17 protein-coding genes are annotated in these 18,042 nt (G+C 52.7%); 9 read left to right on the top strand and 8 right to left on the bottom strand.

Features of this window, described 5'->3' with window-relative positions; all coding sequences use genetic code 11:
* The first annotated feature begins 10 nt into the window (after positions 1-10).
* A complete protein-coding gene (locus tag OGY10_RS14415; protein ID WP_095533158.1) occupies positions 11-1,261 on the top strand; it encodes an MFS transporter in 1,251 nt (416 codons plus the stop codon).
* 43 nt (positions 1,262-1,304) lie between these two features.
* On the opposite strand, the gene cpxA is transcribed toward OGY10_RS14415, so the two are convergent.
* On the bottom strand, positions 1,305-2,678 hold the full coding sequence (cpxA, locus tag OGY10_RS14420) for an envelope stress sensor histidine kinase CpxA (RefSeq protein ID WP_003028758.1): 1,374 nt from the start codon (positions 2,676-2,678) through the stop codon (positions 1,305-1,307).
* On the bottom strand, positions 2,675-3,373 hold the full coding sequence (gene cpxR / locus OGY10_RS14425; protein WP_003028763.1) for an envelope stress response regulator transcription factor CpxR: 699 nt from the start codon (positions 3,371-3,373) through the stop codon (positions 2,675-2,677). Before cpxR ends, cpxA begins: the two co-directional genes overlap by 4 nt.
* A 150-nt stretch (positions 3,374-3,523) precedes the next feature.
* Between cpxR and cpxP the strand changes: the two genes are divergently transcribed.
* From cpxP to OGY10_RS14460, 7 genes are all read left to right on the top strand, one after another.
* Entirely contained in the window at positions 3,524-4,024 is a 501-nt protein-coding gene (gene cpxP / locus OGY10_RS14430; protein WP_008787022.1) for a cell-envelope stress modulator CpxP, read from the top strand.
* Between the two features lie 147 nt (positions 4,025-4,171).
* Entirely contained in the window at positions 4,172-5,074 is a 903-nt protein-coding gene (gene fieF / locus OGY10_RS14435) for a CDF family cation-efflux transporter FieF (protein ID WP_003825216.1), read from the top strand.
* A gap of 185 nt (positions 5,075-5,259) precedes the next feature.
* Positions 5,260-6,222, top strand: a complete 963-nt coding sequence (gene pfkA, locus OGY10_RS14440) for a 6-phosphofructokinase (RefSeq protein WP_048237083.1) — start codon at positions 5,260-5,262, stop codon at positions 6,220-6,222.
* A gap of 200 nt (positions 6,223-6,422) precedes the next feature.
* Complete coding sequence (sbp, locus tag OGY10_RS14445) at positions 6,423-7,412, top strand: sulfate/thiosulfate ABC transporter substrate-binding protein Sbp (RefSeq protein WP_008787024.1); 990 nt, start codon at positions 6,423-6,425, stop codon at positions 7,410-7,412.
* Between the two features lie 104 nt (positions 7,413-7,516).
* The gene (locus tag OGY10_RS14450; RefSeq protein ID WP_020996109.1) at positions 7,517-8,266 is read left to right on the top strand and encodes a CDP-diacylglycerol diphosphatase; all 750 of its coding nucleotides are present in this window, start codon (positions 7,517-7,519) and stop codon (positions 8,264-8,266) included.
* Between the two features lie 73 nt (positions 8,267-8,339).
* Positions 8,340-9,644: an SLC13 family permease gene (locus OGY10_RS14455; protein ID WP_286576930.1), complete on the top strand. Its 1,305-nt coding sequence runs from the start codon at positions 8,340-8,342 to the stop codon at positions 9,642-9,644.
* 113 nt (positions 9,645-9,757) lie between these two features.
* On the top strand, positions 9,758-11,230 hold the full coding sequence (locus OGY10_RS14460; protein WP_003825206.1) for a DASS family sodium-coupled anion symporter: 1,473 nt from the start codon (positions 9,758-9,760) through the stop codon (positions 11,228-11,230).
* A gap of 39 nt (positions 11,231-11,269) precedes the next feature.
* Here the strand turns inward: OGY10_RS14460 and tpiA are convergent, their stop codons facing one another.
* Together tpiA and OGY10_RS14470 are read right to left on the bottom strand one after the other, a co-directional pair.
* Positions 11,270-12,037 (bottom strand): triose-phosphate isomerase, encoded by a 768-nt coding sequence (gene tpiA, locus OGY10_RS14465; protein WP_003028783.1) that lies wholly within the window; start codon positions 12,035-12,037, stop codon positions 11,270-11,272.
* A gap of 228 nt (positions 12,038-12,265) precedes the next feature.
* Complete coding sequence (locus tag OGY10_RS14470) at positions 12,266-12,868, bottom strand: YiiQ family protein (protein WP_048237080.1); 603 nt, start codon at positions 12,866-12,868, stop codon at positions 12,266-12,268.
* 100 nt (positions 12,869-12,968) lie between these two features.
* Between OGY10_RS14470 and OGY10_RS14475 the strand changes: the two genes are divergently transcribed.
* On the top strand, positions 12,969-13,397 hold the full coding sequence (locus OGY10_RS14475) for a DUF805 domain-containing protein (RefSeq protein ID WP_008787028.1): 429 nt from the start codon (positions 12,969-12,971) through the stop codon (positions 13,395-13,397).
* Positions 13,398-13,454: 57 nt separating this feature from the next.
* On the opposite strand, the gene fpr is transcribed toward OGY10_RS14475, so the two are convergent.
* The 4 genes from fpr to OGY10_RS14495 form a co-directional block, all read right to left on the bottom strand.
* The gene (fpr, locus tag OGY10_RS14480; RefSeq protein ID WP_008787029.1) at positions 13,455-14,201 is read right to left on the bottom strand and encodes a ferredoxin--NADP(+) reductase; all 747 of its coding nucleotides are present in this window, start codon (positions 14,199-14,201) and stop codon (positions 13,455-13,457) included.
* Positions 14,202-14,296: 95 nt separating this feature from the next.
* The gene (glpX, locus tag OGY10_RS14485; RefSeq protein ID WP_003840506.1) at positions 14,297-15,307 is read right to left on the bottom strand and encodes a class II fructose-bisphosphatase; all 1,011 of its coding nucleotides are present in this window, start codon (positions 15,305-15,307) and stop codon (positions 14,297-14,299) included.
* 135 nt (positions 15,308-15,442) lie between these two features.
* Positions 15,443-16,951, bottom strand: a complete 1,509-nt coding sequence (glpK, locus tag OGY10_RS14490; RefSeq protein ID WP_003028792.1) for a glycerol kinase GlpK — start codon at positions 16,949-16,951, stop codon at positions 15,443-15,445.
* Between the two features lie 22 nt (positions 16,952-16,973).
* Positions 16,974-17,819, bottom strand: coding sequence for an MIP/aquaporin family protein (locus OGY10_RS14495; protein ID WP_003825195.1), 846 nt, complete (start codon positions 17,817-17,819; stop codon positions 16,974-16,976).
* Between the last annotated feature and the right edge of the window lie 223 nt (positions 17,820-18,042).

Raw genomic sequence — 18,042 nt, forward strand, 5'->3', positions numbered from 1 at the left:
AATCATGTTCATGAATAAATGGGCAAGGCTCTGTTTTTTGATTTTAGGCGGCGGCACGATATTCAAGCTTTCAAGTATGAAAGATGTTTTCTATGTGCCAATGCAGAATGACTGGGGTTTAACTAATACGCAAATTGGGTTGAGCTTTACGGTTTATACGATTGTTCAGACAACCGGACTTTTTCTTTCTCTCTATATCGCAGATCGTTACTCCAAGAAAATATTATTACCGTTCGGTCTGATTGGCGTTGGGTTATGTGGCTTATATCTGGCAACGCTACCGTCATTTACTGGTTATCTCATTTGCTTTGCCGCGATGGCTTTCTTTGCCGATGTGGTTTATTGGCCGGTATTGCTGAAAGCCGTTCGTTTGCTGGGAACGAAAGAAGAACAAGGACGCATGTTCGGCTTTTTAGAAGCCGGACGTGGTGTGGTGGATGTTATCGTTGCATCTGGCGCTCTGTTTGTCTTCGTTCAGTTTGGTGAAGGTAAAGCGGGGATGCAGGCGGGCCTGTTGTTCTATACGGTAATTACGCTTGTGGCAGGTATTGTGACGTACTTTATTGTCGATGATGACAAAGTGAAAGGCGGCGAGAAAACCAGTGCCAACATGGAAGTGTTAAAGGGTATCAAACATGTTTTGTCCTGCCCTAATGTTTGGCTGGCTTCTTTAGGTATTTTCTTCGTTTATGCCGCGTACTGTGGACTGACTTACTTTATTCCGTTCTTAAAAGATATCTATATGCTTCCGGTAGCTCTCGTCGGTGCGTACGGCATCATCAACCAGTATGCGTTAAAAATGGTAGGTGGGCCGATTGGTGGAATGTTGGCAGATAAAGTTGCTAAATCACCGACAGTGTATCTGAAGTGGACGTTCCTGATCTCTGCTGTGGCGATGCTTGTGTTCATGCAGTTACCGCATCAAACAATGAACGTGTATATCGGTATGGCGGCGACATTAGGGTTCGGAGCGATTATCTTCTCACAGCGCGCCATTTTCTTCGCGCCGATGGATGAGATCGGTACCCCACGTGAGTATGCGGGCTCGGCAATGGCATTTGGTTGCATCATCGGTTATATGCCAGCGATGTTTGCGTACACGTTGTACGGCTATTTGCTGGATACCAATAGCGGCATCACTGGCTACAACTATGTCTTTAGCGTGATGATTGCGTTCAGCTTAATGGGCTTTATCTGCTCGACCATTCTGGTGAAGCGAATTAAAAAGCAAAAGCTAGCGGCGGCGGCTGCGGCGGCATAACGTGAATGCTTCCCCGGTAATTATGTCGTACCGGGGAAGCCTGTTACGCGCGTTTATACAGCGGTAACCAAATCACCAGCCGTAAACCACCCAGCGGGCTGTCTTCGGCCTTCACCCAGCCACGATGCTGCTGAATTGCGGTTTCAACAATCGCCAGACCCAGACCCGTTCCGCCAGACTCGCGATCGCGCGCCTCATCGGTACGATAGAACGGACGGAAAATCTGTTCTCTGTCTTCAGGGCTAACGCCTGGGCCATCGTCGTCCACGGTGATGGTAATCCCGTCGATATCCACCGCGAAGCCAACTTCAATCTTCGTATGTGAATAGCGCAGGGCATTGCGCACAATGTTTTCCAGCGCACTTTCCAACGCATTTGGGTTACCGTACAGCGGCCACGGACCCGGCGGGAAATTCACCGTGAGTGATTTACCCATCTGCTCAGCTTCAAAGGCGGCGTTATCCAGCACTTCGCCCCAAAGCTGATTAGCTTTCACTGTTTCACTGACCAGCGCGTTTTTCTGCTGATTACGTGACATCACCAGCAGGTCGTTGATCATGCTGTCCAGTCGGTGAGCTTCTGTTTCAATGCGCTCCAGCTCTTTGCTCTCACCGCTACGACGGCGCAGCAGAGCGGTGCCCAGTTGCAGACGCGTTAGCGGTGTTCTCAGCTCGTGAGAGATGTCCGACAGCAGGCGTTGCTGTGTGGTCATCATCCGTTCCAGCGCCGTAACCATCTGGTTAAAGCTCGCGCCTGCCGCCAGGAACTCCTGCGGACCGGCTTCCAGCTCAGGATGTTGACGCAGGTTACCCTGAGCTACTTCATCCGCCGCGTTTTTCAACTTACGCGCCGGTTTCGCCAGACTCCAGGCAAGCCAAAGCAATAGCGGTGAGCTGACTAACATGGTGACGATCAGCAACAACAGCGGTCGGTCGAACAGCAGGTTGATAAAGTCAGATTGTGAGCTGCTGGCAGGTCGTATGAGATACAGCTGGTAGTTATCTTCACCGTCTCTGACGGAGAAAGGCCCGACCATCTCAACGCGACCGTATTTTTTCTTTTGCGGATGGTCGGCGTTATCGGCCTGACCAATAAAGTTACGAATGATCTGCATTTCGTTGCGTTCTGCGCCGATCACGCGTCCTTCCGTCGTAACAAGTAATAACCGCTGTCCTGGCGGCGCCCACTTGTCTATCGCCCGAAACAAGCGACGCCACCACATCAAATCGTTGGGTGGATCGTTCGCCAGTTCAGCTTCAACGTGTTGCTCAATCATTAACCCCTGGCGCTGCTCGCTGTCCAGTAGCTCGGTCATCTGGCGTGAGTCGAGCTTGGGTAACATCAGTACCAACATCAACACCAGTGCCAGCGTCAACCAGAAGATGGCAAAGATGCGTGCGGTTAAGCTCCCTATCATGAAGCGGAGACCATCAGGTAGCCGCGACCACGCAGGGTTTTAAACCACGGGTGTCCGTCTTTACGCTCTGGCAGCTTACGACGCAGGTTCGAGATATGCATGTCGATCGCGCGATCGAAAGGCGTCAGGCGTTTGCCCAGCACTTCCTGGCTCAGGTGCTCACGCGAAACCACCTGACCGAGATGCTGAGCCAGCAAATAGAGCAGGGTGAATTCGGTGCCGGTTAACTCCAGAATTTGCCCGTCAAAGCTGGCTTCCTGGCGACCCGGATTAAGGCTTAACGCATCAACTTCCAGCGTCGGCGAACCGTTATCGCTGTTCTGCTGCTGTTCGCTCCAGTGTGAGCGACGCAGAATAGCGCGGATGCGCGCGACCAGTTCACGGTCGTTAAACGGTTTAGGTAAATAGTCGTCCGCGCCCAGCTCAAGGCCAAGTACGCGATCCAATTCGCTGCCGCGAGCGGTCAGCATGATTACGGGTGTCTGGTGTGTCTGACGAAGTGCTTTCAGCGTATCAATGCCGTTTTTCTTCGGCATCATGACGTCGAGCAAAAGTAAATCGATGCTGTCATCCAGAAGCTCAAGCGCCTGTTCCCCATCATAGGCAACCAGCACATCGAAACCTTCCATTTCGAGCAACTCCTTTAACAGGGAAGTCAGCTCTCGGTCATCATCAACTAACAGGATTTTATTCATTGTTTACGTACCTCCGAGGCAGAAATTACGTCATCAGGCGTCGCTAATCTATGACTTTACGTTGTTTTACACCCCCTGACGCATGTTTGCAGCCCGAATCGTAAACTGTCTCTCGTTGAATCGCGACAGAAAAGATTTTGGGAGCAAGTGATGGGCAAAGTTACCGCTGCCGTCATGGCCTCAACGCTGGCACTCAGTACATTTAGCCATGCAGCTGAAGTCGTCACAGGCGATCACTGGCACCTGGGTGAAGGCTCATCGCAACGCAGCGTTCAGAGCCACATGTTTGACGGTATCAGTTTAACCGAACATCAACGTCAACAGATGCGAGATTTAATGCAGCAGGCAAGACACGAACAGCCTCCTGTTAATGTTAGCGAAATGGAGACAATGCATCGCCTTGTCACCGCAGAGAAATTTGATGAAAGCGCAGTGCGCGCTCAGGCAGAAAGAATGGCGCAAGAACAGGTTGCCCGCCAGGTTGAAATAGCCAGGATCCGCAACCAGATGTATCGCCTGTTAACACCAGAGCAGCAAGCGGTTTTAAATGAGAAACATGAACAACGAATGGAGCAACTGCGCGATGTAGCGCACTGGAAAAAAAGCTCATCGTTGAATTTATTGAGTAGTAGCAACTCACGTTCCCAGTAGTAACCCTGTTTTCCTTGCCATAGACACCATCCCTGTCTTCCCCCACATGATGTGGGGTTTTTTTTTGCCCAAAATTTGTCCCTCGGTTATTGCCTGACTGTTTTACTTCATCCGTTATACTAGCGGCATATCCTGGCAGGAGTGTTTATGAATCAAACCTATGGGCGGCTGGTGAGCCGGGCGGCAATCGCGGCAACCGTGATGGCATCGCTGTTACTTTTGATCAAAATTTTCGCGTGGTGGTACACCGGATCGGTCAGTATTCTGGCTGCACTGGTGGATTCTCTGGTGGACATCGCGGCGTCGTTAACCAACCTGTTGGTGGTGCGCTATTCGCTGCAGCCCGCCGATGATGAGCATACGTTCGGACACGGAAAAGCGGAATCGCTGGCGGCGCTGGCGCAAAGCATGTTTATTTCTGGTTCGGCGCTGTTTTTATTCCTGACCGGGATTCAGCATCTCATCCAACCCACGCCGATGAAAGATCCGGGCGTTGGGGTGGTTGTCACCATCATTGCGTTAGTGTGTACAATCATTCTGGTCTCGTTTCAGCGCTGGGTAGTGAAGCGTACGCAAAGTCAGGCCGTTCGGGCAGATATGCTTCATTATCAGTCTGATGTTATGATGAACGGTGCGATTCTCATTGCGCTCGGGCTGGCATGGTATGGCTGGCATCGTGCAGATGCCTTGTTTGCGCTGGGGATTGGCATCTATATTTTATATAGCGCATTACGCATGGGGTATGAGGCAGTGCAATCTTTGCTGGATCGCGCTTTACCCGATGAGGAACGTCAGGAAATTATTGATATAGTGACGTCATGGCCTGGAGTCAGCGGCGCTCACGATCTTCGCACGCGGCAGTCAGGGCCGACCCGCTTTATTCAGATTCATTTGGAAATGGAAGATAATCTGCCGCTCGTTCAGGCGCATTTAGTGGCTGAACAGGTTGAGCAGGCAATTTTACGGCGTTTCCCGGGATCGGATGTCATCATTCATCAGGATCCCTGTTCAGTCGTACCCAAGGAAGGCAAGATGTTTGAGCTTTCATAATTCGTTGTAAAAAAAGTGAACCGGGCCAGCATTTTGTGTATAAATTACCACCATTTGGCCTGACCTGAATCAATTCAGCAGGAAGTGATTGTTATACTATCTGCATATTCGTTGGATCGTTTCGATATGCGGAATCGACTTCCGGCAGCAGATTTCATTTTGCATTCCAAAGTTCAGAGGTAGTCATGATTAAGAAAATCGGTGTGTTGACAAGCGGCGGTGATGCGCCGGGCATGAACGCAGCAATCCGTGGTGTTGTACGTGCAGCGTTGACGGAAGGGCTGGAAGTCATGGGGATCCATGATGGCTACCTGGGTTTGTATGAAGACCGTATGGTCCAGCTTGACCGCTACAGCGTGTCCGACATGATCAACCGTGGCGGTACTTTCCTCGGTTCTGCTCGCTTCCCGGAATTCCGTGATGAAAACGTACGTGCGGTGGCGATCGAAAACCTGAAGAAGCGTGGCATCGACGCCCTGGTTGTTATCGGGGGTGACGGTTCTTACATGGGTGCAAAACGCCTGACTGAAATGGGCTTCCCATGCATCGGTCTGCCGGGCACTATCGATAACGATATCAAGGGCACCGACTACACCATCGGCTACTTCACCGCTCTGGGCACTGTCGTTGAAGCGATTGACCGCCTGCGTGATACCTCTTCTTCTCACCAGCGTATTTCCATCGTCGAAGTGATGGGCCGCTACTGTGGTGACCTGACCCTGGCGGCTGCAATTGCCGGTGGTTGTGAGTTCGTGGTGGTTCCGGAAGTGGAATTCAGCCGTGACGATTTGGTTACTGAAATCAAAGCAGGTATCGCGAAAGGTAAAAAACACGCAATCGTAGCGATCACTGAACACATGTGTGACGTTGACGAACTGGCGCATTACATCGAGAAGGAAACGGGCCGCGAAACGCGTGCAACCGTACTGGGTCACATCCAGCGTGGTGGTTCCCCGGTTCCTTACGACCGTATCCTGGCATCCCGCATGGGCGCATATGCGATTGCACTGTTGCTGGAAGGCCACGGCGGTCGCTGCGTAGGTATTCAGAACGAGCAGCTGGTTCACCACGACATCATAGACGCTATCGAAAACATGAAGCGTCCGTTCAAAGGTGACTGGCTGGACTGCGCGAAAAAACTGTACTAAATGCAATTGCCTGATGGCGGCTTGCACCTTATCCGGCCTACATGATGCAAATCGTAGGCCTGATAAGCGTAGCGCCATCAGGCAAAAACTCGACGCCATATATTCCCCCAAGTTATAGCAAATCTTTTTTTATTCTTTAATGTTTGGATGCCTTTCTGGCACGCTTTGCTCATCACAACACTACCTAAGAGAGCTGGGCGATGAACAAATGGGGCGTAGGGTTAACATTATTGCTGGCATCGACCAGCGTTCTGGCAAAGGATATTCAGTTACTTAACGTATCGTACGATCCAACGCGTGAACTGTACGAGCAGTACAATAAGGCCTTCAGCGCGCACTGGAAGCAGGAAACGGGCGACAACGTTGTGATCCGCCAGTCGCACGGCGGTTCGGGTAAACAGGCGACTTCCGTCATCAACGGCATTGAAGCCGATGTTGTGACGCTGGCACTGGCTTACGACGTGGATGCCATTGCTGAACGTGGCCGTATCGATAAAAACTGGATTAAACGCCTGCCTGATAACTCCGCGCCTTACACCTCCACCATCGTGTTCCTGGTCCGCAAAGGCAATCCCAAACAAATTCATGACTGGAACGATTTAATCAAACCGGGCGTGTCGGTCATTACGCCAAACCCGAAAAGCTCCGGCGGAGCTCGCTGGAACTATCTGGCGGCATGGGGCTATGCCCTGCACCACAACAACAACGATCAGGCCAAGGCACAAGACTTTGTGAAGGCCCTGTATAAAAACGTTGAGGTACTCGATTCTGGTGCACGTGGTTCAACCAATACCTTCGTTGAACGTGGTATCGGTGATGTACTGATTGCCTGGGAAAACGAAGCGCTGTTGGCAACGAACGAGCTGGGCAAAGATAAATTCGAGATAGTGACCCCGAGTGAATCTATCCTCGCGGAGCCGACCGTGTCCGTGGTTGATAAAGTGGTGGAAAAGAAAGACACCAAAGCGGTGGCGGAAGCTTACCTGAAGTATCTCTACTCTCCGGAAGGCCAGGAAATTGCGGCGAAAAACTACTATCGTCCACGTGATGCAGAAGTCGCGAAGAAATACGAAAACGCATTTCCGAAGCTGAAGCTGTTCACTATCGACGAAGAGTTTGGCGGCTGGACGAAAGCGCAGAAAGAGCACTTCTCTAACGGCGGTACGTTCGACCAAATCAGTAAACGATAAATAAGTCTGTGATTTACCGACCCGGTGGCCAAGCGCGACCGGGTTTTTTATTTGTCATGGTTTTGCGTTACTCTTGCCCTTCAATGGGATACAGGAAACGCGTAATGAAAAAAGCAGGCTATCTTTTACTGGCGGTGATTGTGGTCGCCGCCGCTGCAGGTATCGGGTACTGGAAATTCACCGGCAACCCGGACGCATTACGCCAGATCGTTCTTCAGCAATGCCTGCCGCACCAGTTGCAGCAGCAGGACCCCGCACCATGCGCTGAAGTAAAGCCGGATGCCGGATATGTGGTGTTCAAAGACCGTAACGGCCCACTGCAATATCTGTTGATGCCTACCTGGCGGATCAACGGTACGGAAAGTCCGCTGCTGTTGAAATCAGGCACGCCGAACTTTTTCTGGCTGGCCTGGCAGGCACGTAGCTTTATGAGCCAAAAATACGGCCAGGAAATCCCTGACAAAGCAGTCTCTCTGACCATTAACTCTCGTAGCGGGCGTACGCAAAATCACCTGCATATTCATATCTCCTGCCTGCGAACCGATGTCAGAAAGCAGCTGGATGACAACCTGGCGAAAATCAGCACCCGCTGGCTACCATTACCGGGTGGGCTGCGCGGTCATGAATATCTGGCACGTCGCGTCACGGAAAATGAACTGGCACAACGCAGCCCGTTTATGATGCTGGCGGAAGAGGTGCCGGATGCGCGTGAGCATATGGGCAGCTATGCGTTGGCGATGGTGCGCCAGAGCGACGAATCCTTTGTCCTGCTGGCTACTCAGCGCAATCTGCTGGCACTGAATCTCGCCTCCGCTGAGGAAATTCAGGATCATCAATGTGATATTCTGCGTTAACCCCACCTAATCTGGCGTTTACTCCGCATGCCTGTCCCCGTATTCTTGTTGAAAAAAACAACAGGAGACAGGCATGTCGCTCTGGCTTACACACCCTCTGTTTATCCCCTCTCTGGTGGTTGGTATCACCATTCTGCTCTGGGCTACGTCGCTGCTGCCGGAGTTTATAACGGCGCTGCTGTTCTTTGCCGTGGCGATGGTGGCCAAAATCGCGCCACCGGATGTGATTTTTGGCGGCTTTGCGTCCTCCGCGTTCTGGCTGGTGTTTAGCGGCTTTGTACTGGGTATCGCGATTCGTAAAACGGGGCTGGCGGACAGGGCGGCGAGGGCGCTGTCATCGAGGTTGACTGATTCCTGGCCGTTAATGGTGGCGAGCGTAGTGCTGCTGAGTTACGCGCTGGCATTTGTAATGCCATCCAACATGGGCCGCATTGCGCTGCTGATGCCGATCGTCGCGGCGATGGCGAAACGGGCTGGAATTAACGACGGCATGCGCGCCTGGTATGGTCTGGCACTGGCCGTCGGGTTTGGGACGTTCCAGCTTTCTGCGACGATTTTACCCGCTAACGTACCGAATCTGGTGATGAGCGGCGCGGCGGAAGGCTCTTACGGCATCCACCTCAATTATCTTCCCTATTTGCTGCTGCATACGCCGGTTCTGGGTTGGCTTAAAGGCGCGGTGCTCATTGTGCTTATCTGCTGGTTGTTCCCTGGCAAGCCGCATGCGCCGCGCGATCTCACGCCGCCGGAGCCGATGAGCCGGAATGAAAAACGTCTGGCCTGGATGTTAGCGGTGGTGCTGTTCTTGTGGGTAAGCGAAAGCTGGCACGGCATTGGCCCTGCGTGGACCGGACTGGCTGCGGCAGTTATCACATTGCTACCACGGGTTGGCTTTATCAATGGCGACGAGTTTTCCACTGGGGTCAACATTCGTACCTGTATTTATGTGGCGGGTATTCTGGGGCTGGCGATCACCGTCACGCAAACCGGTATTGGTAGCGCTGTTGGCGAAGCGCTGTTACAGGTGATGCCGCTGGATGCGGAAAAGCCGTTTACCAGTTTCCTCGCGCTAACCGGTATTACCACAGCGCTTAATTTTATTATGACGGCGAACGGTGTTCCGGCGCTGTATACCACGTTGGCGCAAAGTTTTGCCGATGCGACGGGATTCCCGCTGCTGTCGGTGATTATGATCCAGGTGCTGGGTTATTCCACGCCACTGTTGCCGTATCAGGCTTCACCGATCGTAGTGGCGATGGCGCTCGGGAAAGTACCTGCAAGGGCGGGGATGCTGCTGTGTATCGCACTGGCGGCGGCAACGTATTTGATTCTTCTGCCGCTGGATTACGCCTGGTTTACGGTGTTAGGAAAACTGTAGATGTATCAAAATGTTAATTTTATGTTTTGTGAGTGAGTGAATTGTATTATGTGCGGCAATATCGGTTAATGCCTGAGCGCAGATTTGCGCACTGGAAATTCAAGGATTGATTCATGGACAGTTTGACCCCCATCCGCTGTTGGCCTGCCATCATCTCGCTCGTGATTACGCTGACCATCTGGTTTGTTATCCCGTGTCCTCCTGACGTAACCCCGCAAGCGTGGCACCTGCTGGCACTGTTTATTGGTACGATCGCTGCGATTATCGGTAAAGCTATGCCCATTGGCGCAATTGCGATTGTGGCGATTATGCTGGTGGCGATGACTGGCGTTACTAACCCCGGCAAACCCTCCGCGGCGTTGAACGATGCGTTGAGTGGCTTTTCGAACCAGTTAATCTGGCTGATTGGTTTATCCATTATGCTGTCGCAAAGTCTGTTAAAGACTGGCCTGGGAGCGCGTATTGGCTACGGGTTTATTGCGCTATTTGGTAAAAGAACGCTGGGTATTGCGTGGGCATTAACCCTTGCGGAAACACTAATTGCACCCGTAACGCCAAGCAATACCGCGCGTGGAGGCGGCATTATCCACCCGGTAATGCGGGCGATTGCGGAAAGCCTCGGCTCGCAGCCAGGCCATGCCGAGAATGGCTCAACGGGCCGTTATCTCGCGCTGGTGAACTACAACATTAACCCGATCAGCTCGGCAATGTTCATCACCGCGACCGCACCTAACCCGTTAATCGTCAGCTTTTTGACGAAGGGGACGGATGGCGTGCTGAATATGACCTGGGGAATGTGGGCTATTGCGGCGCTTCTTCCCGCTTTGGTATCACTGGTTGTCATGCCGATTGTAATCTGGTGGCTCTATCCGCCAGCTATCACGCGCACGCCAAATGCGCCGCAGTTCGCGCGGCAAAAACTGGATGCGCTGGGTCCACTATCACTGGCAGAAAAAATCACCCTGGCAGTGTTCATTTTGCTGCTCTGCCTGTGGGCGGGTGTTCCAGCGATGCTGATGGGCAGTGCCTGGAGCGTAAACCCCACTAGCGCCGCGTTAATTGGTTTGTCGATTCTATTGATGGCGGGCGTATTGAGCTGGGATGACATTCTTAAATGCCGCGGGGCATGGGATACGATAGTTTGGTTTGCCGCGTTGGTGATGATGGCGGATTTTCTCAGCAAACTGGGGTTGGTGGGATGGCTGGCAACCAGCGTTGGTAGCGCAATCGACCATCTTGGCGTGCACTGGAGTGTTGCAACGCTGCTGTTGATTCTGCTTTATGTCTACTCGCACTACTTTTTCGCCAGCACTACTGCGCATATTACGGCTATGTTCGCTGCGTTTTTCGCTGCAGGATTAGGCCTCGGCGCGCCGCCAGCGCTGCTTGGTTTAATGCTCGGTTTCTCCTCCTCCCTGATGATGTCGCTCACGCACTATGGCACGGGCACTGCGCCGATCATCTTTGGTTCGGGCTATGTCACGCTGGCAGAGTGGTGGAAAACGGGGCTGGTGATGAGTGTGGTCAACCTGACCATTTGGGGGGTGACCGGCGCCTTCTGGTGGCACTGGTTGGGATACTGGTAGTTAATACAGCGGGAGGAGTGCTCCTCCCGCCTTAACAACTTAAGCCTGTTTAGCGGCTTCTGCTGCTTTAACGATGACGGCGAAGGCGTCTGCTTTCAGAGAAGCACCACCTACCAGCGCACCGTCGATGTCCGGCTGAGCAAACAGTTCTGCCGCGTTAGCTGCGTTTACAGAACCGCCGTACTGGATGATTACTTGCTCAGCGATTTTCGCGTCAGCTTTAGCAATGTGGTCACGAATAAATTTGTGAACAGCCTGAGCCTGAGCAGGAGTTGCAGATTTACCGGTACCGATAGCCCATACTGGTTCGTAAGCGATAACGACGCCTTCGAATGCTGCCGCGCCCTGAGTTTTCAGAACTGCGTCGATCTGACGTGCACAAACTTCTTCAGTTTTGCCCGCTTCGTTTTCTGCTTCGGTTTCACCGATGCACAGAACTGGAGTCAGACCCTGCTCTTTCAGCACGGCGAATTTTTTAGCGATCAGCTCGTCAGATTCTTTGTGGTAAGTACGACGCTCAGAGTGACCGATAATGATGTACTGTGCGCCGATGTCTTTCAGCATTTCAGCACTTGTTTCACCAGTGAATGCGCCAGACAGGTTCAGGTCAACGTTCTGCGCGCCCAGAATGATGTGGCTACCGGCAGCGGCGTGTTTCGCCAGGTCGATATACATTTCCGGCGGAGCAATCGCTACTGCACAGCCAGCAACGCCAGCCAGTTCTTTACGCAGATTAGCAACCAGTTCGTTTACCATGTGGCGGCTGCCGTTCAGTTTCCAGTTACCCATCACTAAAGGATGTCGCATTTCATTTCTCCACGCTTGTCAGCGAATTAAGGAATATGGCCGCCCCTCAGGGCAGCATGGTCTGTGAAACAGTATAGAGATTCATCCCCCGAAAGGCTTTGCTTTTTGTCATTTCCCCGTCATTCTCCACGTTGCAGGTGCGTTGGCTGTACTCTCTCACCCCAGTCACTTACTGATGTAAGCTCCTGGGGATTCGTTGCGTCGCCGCCTTCCTGAAACGTGAATAATTTAGGGGGAATTCGACCCTTCGAGGTTTTCAGATAGTGCCAGCTTAATCGGTTCAACAGCGAAGGTCAGCCCCTTTTCACCGTTATCTGCCACGACATAGCGAATTGCGCCTTCTGTTTCGGCGTAATAGTGCTTACCTTTGCCTGCGGCGAGCAGTTTTTGCAGTTTTTTCTGGCTCTGTTCCTTCGTCAGTAGCGGTGCGACGGTGCGGATGACGGCGGTCATGTATTCCAGCGCTTTCGCTTTAGCTGCCTTTTGCTCTGGTCCCTGAATTGGTAACCAGGTTATCTGCATGCTTTTGATTTTCAGGGTGCCGCGCTCAAGGGCGGAAGACGCATACAGGTTTTCATTGATTTTACTGGCCGCGCGGGTGAGATTTGCCCGATCGCGACTGCTGTCGATGGCGCGGAACTCATTCAGGATCAGCTTCGGATTCTGTGTATTAAAGTTTTCGCGAAACTGGCTAATCGACAGGTCAAAGGTCGGCGCGCCCGCCAGTAAATAGGGGGCTGTGGTTGCCGTCGATGGCGCTTCCGCCAATGCCGCAGTGCTCGCGGTTAAGGCTGAAAACAATAATAAAAACAGTGTAAATCCGTGCTTCATCAATCGTACCTTTCATTCTCGCTGCTCACGATTAAAACGGTAACCGTCGAGCTTGTCAAAAGGGTAAACTGTTCTGGAAGGTAATAATAAAGGAACTTACATGACCATACAGCAGTGGTTATTCTCATTTAAAGGGCGCATCGGGCGCCGTGATTTCTGGATTTGGATTGGCCTATGGATCGTCGGCATGCTGGTTTTGTTTTCGCTGGCGAGCAAACAATTACTCGATATTCAGACCGCGGCTTTTTGTCTGGTGTGTCTGCTATGGCCAACGGCGGCAGTGACGGTAAAACGTCTGCATGACCGTGGGCGTTCTGGAGCGTGGGCGCTGTTGATGATTCTTGCGTGGATGCTGCTGGCCGGAAATTGGGCGATGTTACCCGGCGTCTGGCAATGGGCGGTAGGCCGCTTTGTTCCAACGTTGATTCTGGTCGGCATGCTTATCGATCTGGGGGCGTTCATTGGCACCCAGGACGCAAATAAATATGGTAAGGATACGCAGGACGTAAAGTACAGGGCTGACTCGTAGGCCGGATAAGCGCCATCCGGCAAAATGCCCGGGTGTTAACCGGGCATTGAAACGTTCTTACCAGTAGTGCTCTGCGGTCATATGGCCTGGTCGGCGGCGCAGGTGTTTGGTCATCTGCCGGGTGTCCTTCAGCAACTGCTGCGTGTCGCGTACCATCTGCGGGTTTCCGCACAGCATCACATGACAGGTTTCTTTATCCATTGGCAGCCCGACCGCTTTTTCCAGTTCACCGCTTTCAATTAGCGCCGGTACACGCCCGGTCAGCGAATCTGCCACGGTTTCACGGCTGACTACCGTCTGGATGCGTAATTTACCTTCGTAGCGCTTTTCCAGGGCCTGCATCAACGGTAGATAGCTCAAATCGGCGGCATAGCGCGCGGCGTGGACCAGCACCAGATTTTTGAAGCGATCCAGGTCTTTGCCTAATTGCAGAATCGACAAATATGGGCCGATAGCCGTGCCGGTTGCCAGCATCCACAGCGTGTCGCAATCGGGGACTTCATCCAGCACGAAGAAACCAGCAGCTTCACTCACCACCTGGACTTCATCGCCAGGCTTCAGTGCTGCCAGACGAGGGCTGAGTTTGCCGTCGGGAACCGTCACCAGATAAAACTCTAAATCGGGGTTATCAGGGGCATTGACGTAAGAATAGGCGCGCTGGACGCGTTCGCCGTCGATCTCAAGGCCAAGCTTGGTGAATTGACCTGCAGTGAAAGGAAGAACCGGAGCTCGCACGGTCAAACTAAACAGGGCATCGGTCCAGTTCTGTACCTTCGTGACTTTGCCTGTTACCCAATCTGCCATGGTTTTCTCCTGTCTGCTTTGATTGCCTTATCTTCGTTTGTTGGACGAAAGATTTCCAGCCCATATGGGCTGGAAGGCTCTATTGATCAAATCAATTACAGGATGTGCGCCTGCACATCGGGATCTTTGCGATCGAGGTAGTGAATCGACTGAATGCGGCGGATCGTACGTGATTTACCGCGGATCAGCAGCGTTTCGGTGGTTGCGATATTACCTTTGCGGCTAATCCCTTCCAGCAAATCGCCTTTGGTGATGCCGGTGGCAGAGAAAATGACGTTGTCGCTACGCGCCATTTCATCGAGACGCAGCGCTTTGCCCGCTTCAATACCCATGGCGGCGCAACGAGCGAGTTCCTGTTCGCCAATGCGACGGTTCTCTTCGCTGTCGCCTTTGACGTCATGACGCGCCAGCAAACGACCCTGCATGTCGCCGTCCAGCGCGCGGATAACGGCGGCAGAAACGACACCTTCCGGTGCGCCGCCAATGCCGTACAGCACGTCAACTTCACTGTCTGGCATGCAGGTCAGAATGGAGGCAGCAACGTCACCGTCTGGAATAGCAAAGACGCGCACGCCCAGTTTTTGCATTTCGGCGATCGTTTCATCATGGCGTGGCTTGGCCAGAATGGTGACGGTCAGTTCACTCAGCGGCTTATTGAGTGCAGCGGCAACGTTATGCAGGTTGGCTTCCAGCGACAGGTTCAGGTCGATAGACCCTTTTGCGCCTGGGCCGACAATCAGCTTTTCCATGTACATGTCTGGCGCGTTCAGGAAGCAACCTTTATCGCCAACAGCCAGTACGGCCAGCGCGTTTGCCTGACCCATTGCCGTCATGCGTGTGCCTTCGATAGGATCGACGGCGATGTCGACCGCATCACCAAGACCGGTCCCGACTTTCTCACCGATAAACAGCATCGGTGCTTCATCGATCTCACCCTCGCCAATCACGATGGTGCCGTCGATATTGACCTGGTTGAGCATAATACGCATGGCGTTTACCGCCGCGCCGTCAGCGGTATTTTTGTCGCCGCGGCCCAGCCATTTATAGCCAGCCAGCGCGGCCGCTTCGGTCACGCGTGAAAATTCAATGGCAAGTTCTCGTCTCATTGCAAACTCGTAGCTAAAAGGAATGGCGCGAAGTGTAGCACAGGGGAGGGGGCGAGATTATTGATGTGTGTGCGGGGTTGCCCCCGCACGAAGATATTGCCGGATAAGGCACAGTTGCCATCCGGCTATGACGTATTACTCGTCGTGATCTTCCCACGCCATGGCGCGTTTGACCGCTTTTTTCCAGCCGCTGTAACGGAAGTTACGTTCGGTGGTTTCGATACCTGGGCGGAATTCACGCTCGATGACCGCTTTTTCCTGCAGCTCATCCAGATTCTGCCAGAAGCCTACTGCCAGACCAGCCAGGTATGCCGCACCCAATGCGGTGACTTCGCGGACTTCCGGGCGCTCAACGCGCGTGCCGAGAATGTCGGACTGGAACTGCATCAGGAAGTTGTTGGCGACCGCACCGCCATCGACGCGCAGGGCGTGCAAGCGAATACCGGAGTCAGCCTGCATTGCTTCCAGAACATCACGAGTCTGATATGCAATAGACTCAAGCGTGGCACGGATGATGTGGTTGGAGTTTACCCCACGGGTCAGACCAAAGATGGCGCCGCGAGCATACGGGTCCCAGTATGGTGCGCCCAGGCCAGTAAATGCCGGAACGACATACACGCCGTTGGTGTCTTTCACTTTGGTGGCGAAATATTCGGAGTCGAACGCATCGCTGATGAGTTTCATTTCATCACGCAGCCACTGGATAGATGCGCCAGCCATAAATACCGCACCTTCCAGCGCGTAGTTCACTTCCCCGGTCGGTCCGCAAGCGATGGTGGTCAGCAGTCCGTTTTCGGACTTAACGGCTTTCTCGCCGGTGTTCATCAGCATGAAGCAGCCGGTACCGTAAGTGTTTTTCGCCATCCCTTCCTTCACGCACAGCTGGCCAAACAGCGCCGCCTGCTGGTCACCGGCGATACCGGAGATAGGAATACGAATACCGCCTTTACCACCGATGTTGGTCTGGCCGTACACTTCAGAAGAGCGACGAACTTCAGGCAGCATCGCACGCGGAATATCCAGCGCATCCAGCATCGTGTCATCCCAGTCCAGGGAGTGGATGTTGAACAGCATGGTACGTGAGGCGTTGGTGTAATCCGTGACGTGTACACGTCCCTGCGTCATTTTCCAGATAAGCCAGGTATCTACGGTACCGAACAGCAGTTCGCCGCGACGAGCGCGCTCACGCGAGCCTTCTACGTGGTCGAGGATCCACTTCACTTTGGTGCCGGAGAAGTACGGGTCAATGACCAGACCTGTATTATTACGGATGTACTCTTCCATACCGTCGCGTTTGAGCTTTTCGCAGATATCCGCGGTACGACGACACTGCCACACAATCGCGTTATAGATAGGTTTACCGGTTTCGCGTTCCCAGACGATGGTGGTTTCACGCTGGTTGGTAATACCGATCGCTGCAATTTCATCGGAACTGATATCGGCTTTCGCCAGAACTTCTACCAGCGTGGAGCTTTGGGTCGCCCAAATTTCCATCGGGTCATGTTCTACCCAACCTGCTTTCGGGTAGATTTGCTCGAATTCGCGCTGTGAAACGGCAACGATATTCGCATCGTGGTCCATTACGACCGCGCGGGAGCTGGTGGTGCCCTGGTCGAGCGCAACGATATATTTTTTTTCAGTCATAATTTTTTGTCCCGTAGTCACATTACTGCGAAGCTTTTTGTTGAGTGTTGGCCGCAACGTCTTTTTCTTCAATCGCGCAGACATCGCACGGTAAATGACGACCAATCAGTTTGCGATATGCCCATGCGCCCAAAATCGCGCCGGTAATCGGGCCAAACACCGGAACCAGGAAGTAAGGGATATCGCGACCACCCGTGAAGGCAATCTCACCCCATCCGGCCATCCAGGCGAAGAGTTTCGGTCCGAAGTCACGTGCCGGGTTCATCGCAAAACCTGTCAGCGGACCCATGGAAGCACCAATAACGGCAATCAACAAGCCGATCAGCAGTGGTGCCAGCGGACCACGAGGTACACCGTTACCATCGTCGGTCAGAGCCAGAATCAGCCCCATTAGAATAGCGGTAATGACCATTTCAACCGCGAAGGCCTGCACAAAATTGATATGCGGGTTTGGATAGGTGGAGAAAGTACCTGCCAGACCCAGGCTCTCGGTACTGCCGCGTACGATATGGTTAGTTTGTTCGAAATCGAGGAAAAGATTGTAATAAAGCCCGTAAACCAGTGCCGCTGCGCAAAAGGCGCCGGCAATTTGCGAAATAATAAAAGGAACAACTTTGCGTTTATCAAAACAGGCGAACAGCCAGAGTGCGATGGTTACCGCGGGATTCAGGTGTGCACCAGAAACGCCTGCGGTCAGATAGATAGCCATCGCTACCCCCAGACCCCAGATGATACTGATTTCCCACTGACCAAAAGTAGCCCCAGCCACTTTAAGTGCAGCGACACAGCCCACACCGAAGAAAATCAACAACCCGGTACCGAGGAATTCAGCAATGCACTGGCCTTTTAAGGTTGATGTTTGACTCATAATCGGATCCTGAAGAGAGTTTAATGTTTATTGTGTGCGAGAAGGTCACTGACATCCCCGGAGCCGGTAGGCACACTGTTAATTTATCGTTAACGCGCAAAAACGAGAAATATCGAAATTAAAATGTGTGTACTGCATCAACAAAATGAGCGTTTTCGCGCCATCGTGAGGTATTTGTTATACAAAAATAATGTGAGCTGAATCATTTCACTGATCAATCTGT

Origin of the sequence: Citrobacter sp. Cpo148 (genome assembly GCF_030332375.1) — a bacterium.
GTDB lineage: Bacteria > Pseudomonadota > Gammaproteobacteria > Enterobacterales > Enterobacteriaceae > Citrobacter > Citrobacter portucalensis.

Coding starts and splice junctions, on each gene's coding strand:
- OGY10_RS14415 (WP_095533158.1), top strand. CDS start 11: ATGAATAAATGGGCAAGGCTCTGTTTTTTGATTTTAGGCGGCGGCACG.
- cpxA (WP_003028758.1), bottom strand. CDS start 2,678: ATGATAGGGAGCTTAACCGCACGCATCTTTGCCATCTTCTGGTTGACG.
- cpxR (WP_003028763.1), bottom strand. CDS start 3,373: ATGAATAAAATCCTGTTAGTTGATGATGACCGAGAGCTGACTTCCCTG.
- cpxP (WP_008787022.1), top strand. CDS start 3,524: ATGGGCAAAGTTACCGCTGCCGTCATGGCCTCAACGCTGGCACTCAGT.
- fieF (WP_003825216.1), top strand. CDS start 4,172: ATGAATCAAACCTATGGGCGGCTGGTGAGCCGGGCGGCAATCGCGGCA.
- pfkA (WP_048237083.1), top strand. CDS start 5,260: ATGATTAAGAAAATCGGTGTGTTGACAAGCGGCGGTGATGCGCCGGGC.
- sbp (WP_008787024.1), top strand. CDS start 6,423: ATGAACAAATGGGGCGTAGGGTTAACATTATTGCTGGCATCGACCAGC.
- OGY10_RS14450 (WP_020996109.1), top strand. CDS start 7,517: ATGAAAAAAGCAGGCTATCTTTTACTGGCGGTGATTGTGGTCGCCGCC.
- OGY10_RS14455 (WP_286576930.1), top strand. CDS start 8,340: ATGTCGCTCTGGCTTACACACCCTCTGTTTATCCCCTCTCTGGTGGTT.
- OGY10_RS14460 (WP_003825206.1), top strand. CDS start 9,758: ATGGACAGTTTGACCCCCATCCGCTGTTGGCCTGCCATCATCTCGCTC.
- tpiA (WP_003028783.1), bottom strand. CDS start 12,037: ATGCGACATCCTTTAGTGATGGGTAACTGGAAACTGAACGGCAGCCGC.
- OGY10_RS14470 (WP_048237080.1), bottom strand. CDS start 12,868: ATGAAGCACGGATTTACACTGTTTTTATTATTGTTTTCAGCCTTAACC.
- OGY10_RS14475 (WP_008787028.1), top strand. CDS start 12,969: ATGACCATACAGCAGTGGTTATTCTCATTTAAAGGGCGCATCGGGCGC.
- fpr (WP_008787029.1), bottom strand. CDS start 14,201: ATGGCAGATTGGGTAACAGGCAAAGTCACGAAGGTACAGAACTGGACC.
- glpX (WP_003840506.1), bottom strand. CDS start 15,307: ATGAGACGAGAACTTGCCATTGAATTTTCACGCGTGACCGAAGCGGCC.
- glpK (WP_003028792.1), bottom strand. CDS start 16,951: ATGACTGAAAAAAAATATATCGTTGCGCTCGACCAGGGCACCACCAGC.
- OGY10_RS14495 (WP_003825195.1), bottom strand. CDS start 17,819: ATGAGTCAAACATCAACCTTAAAAGGCCAGTGCATTGCTGAATTCCTC.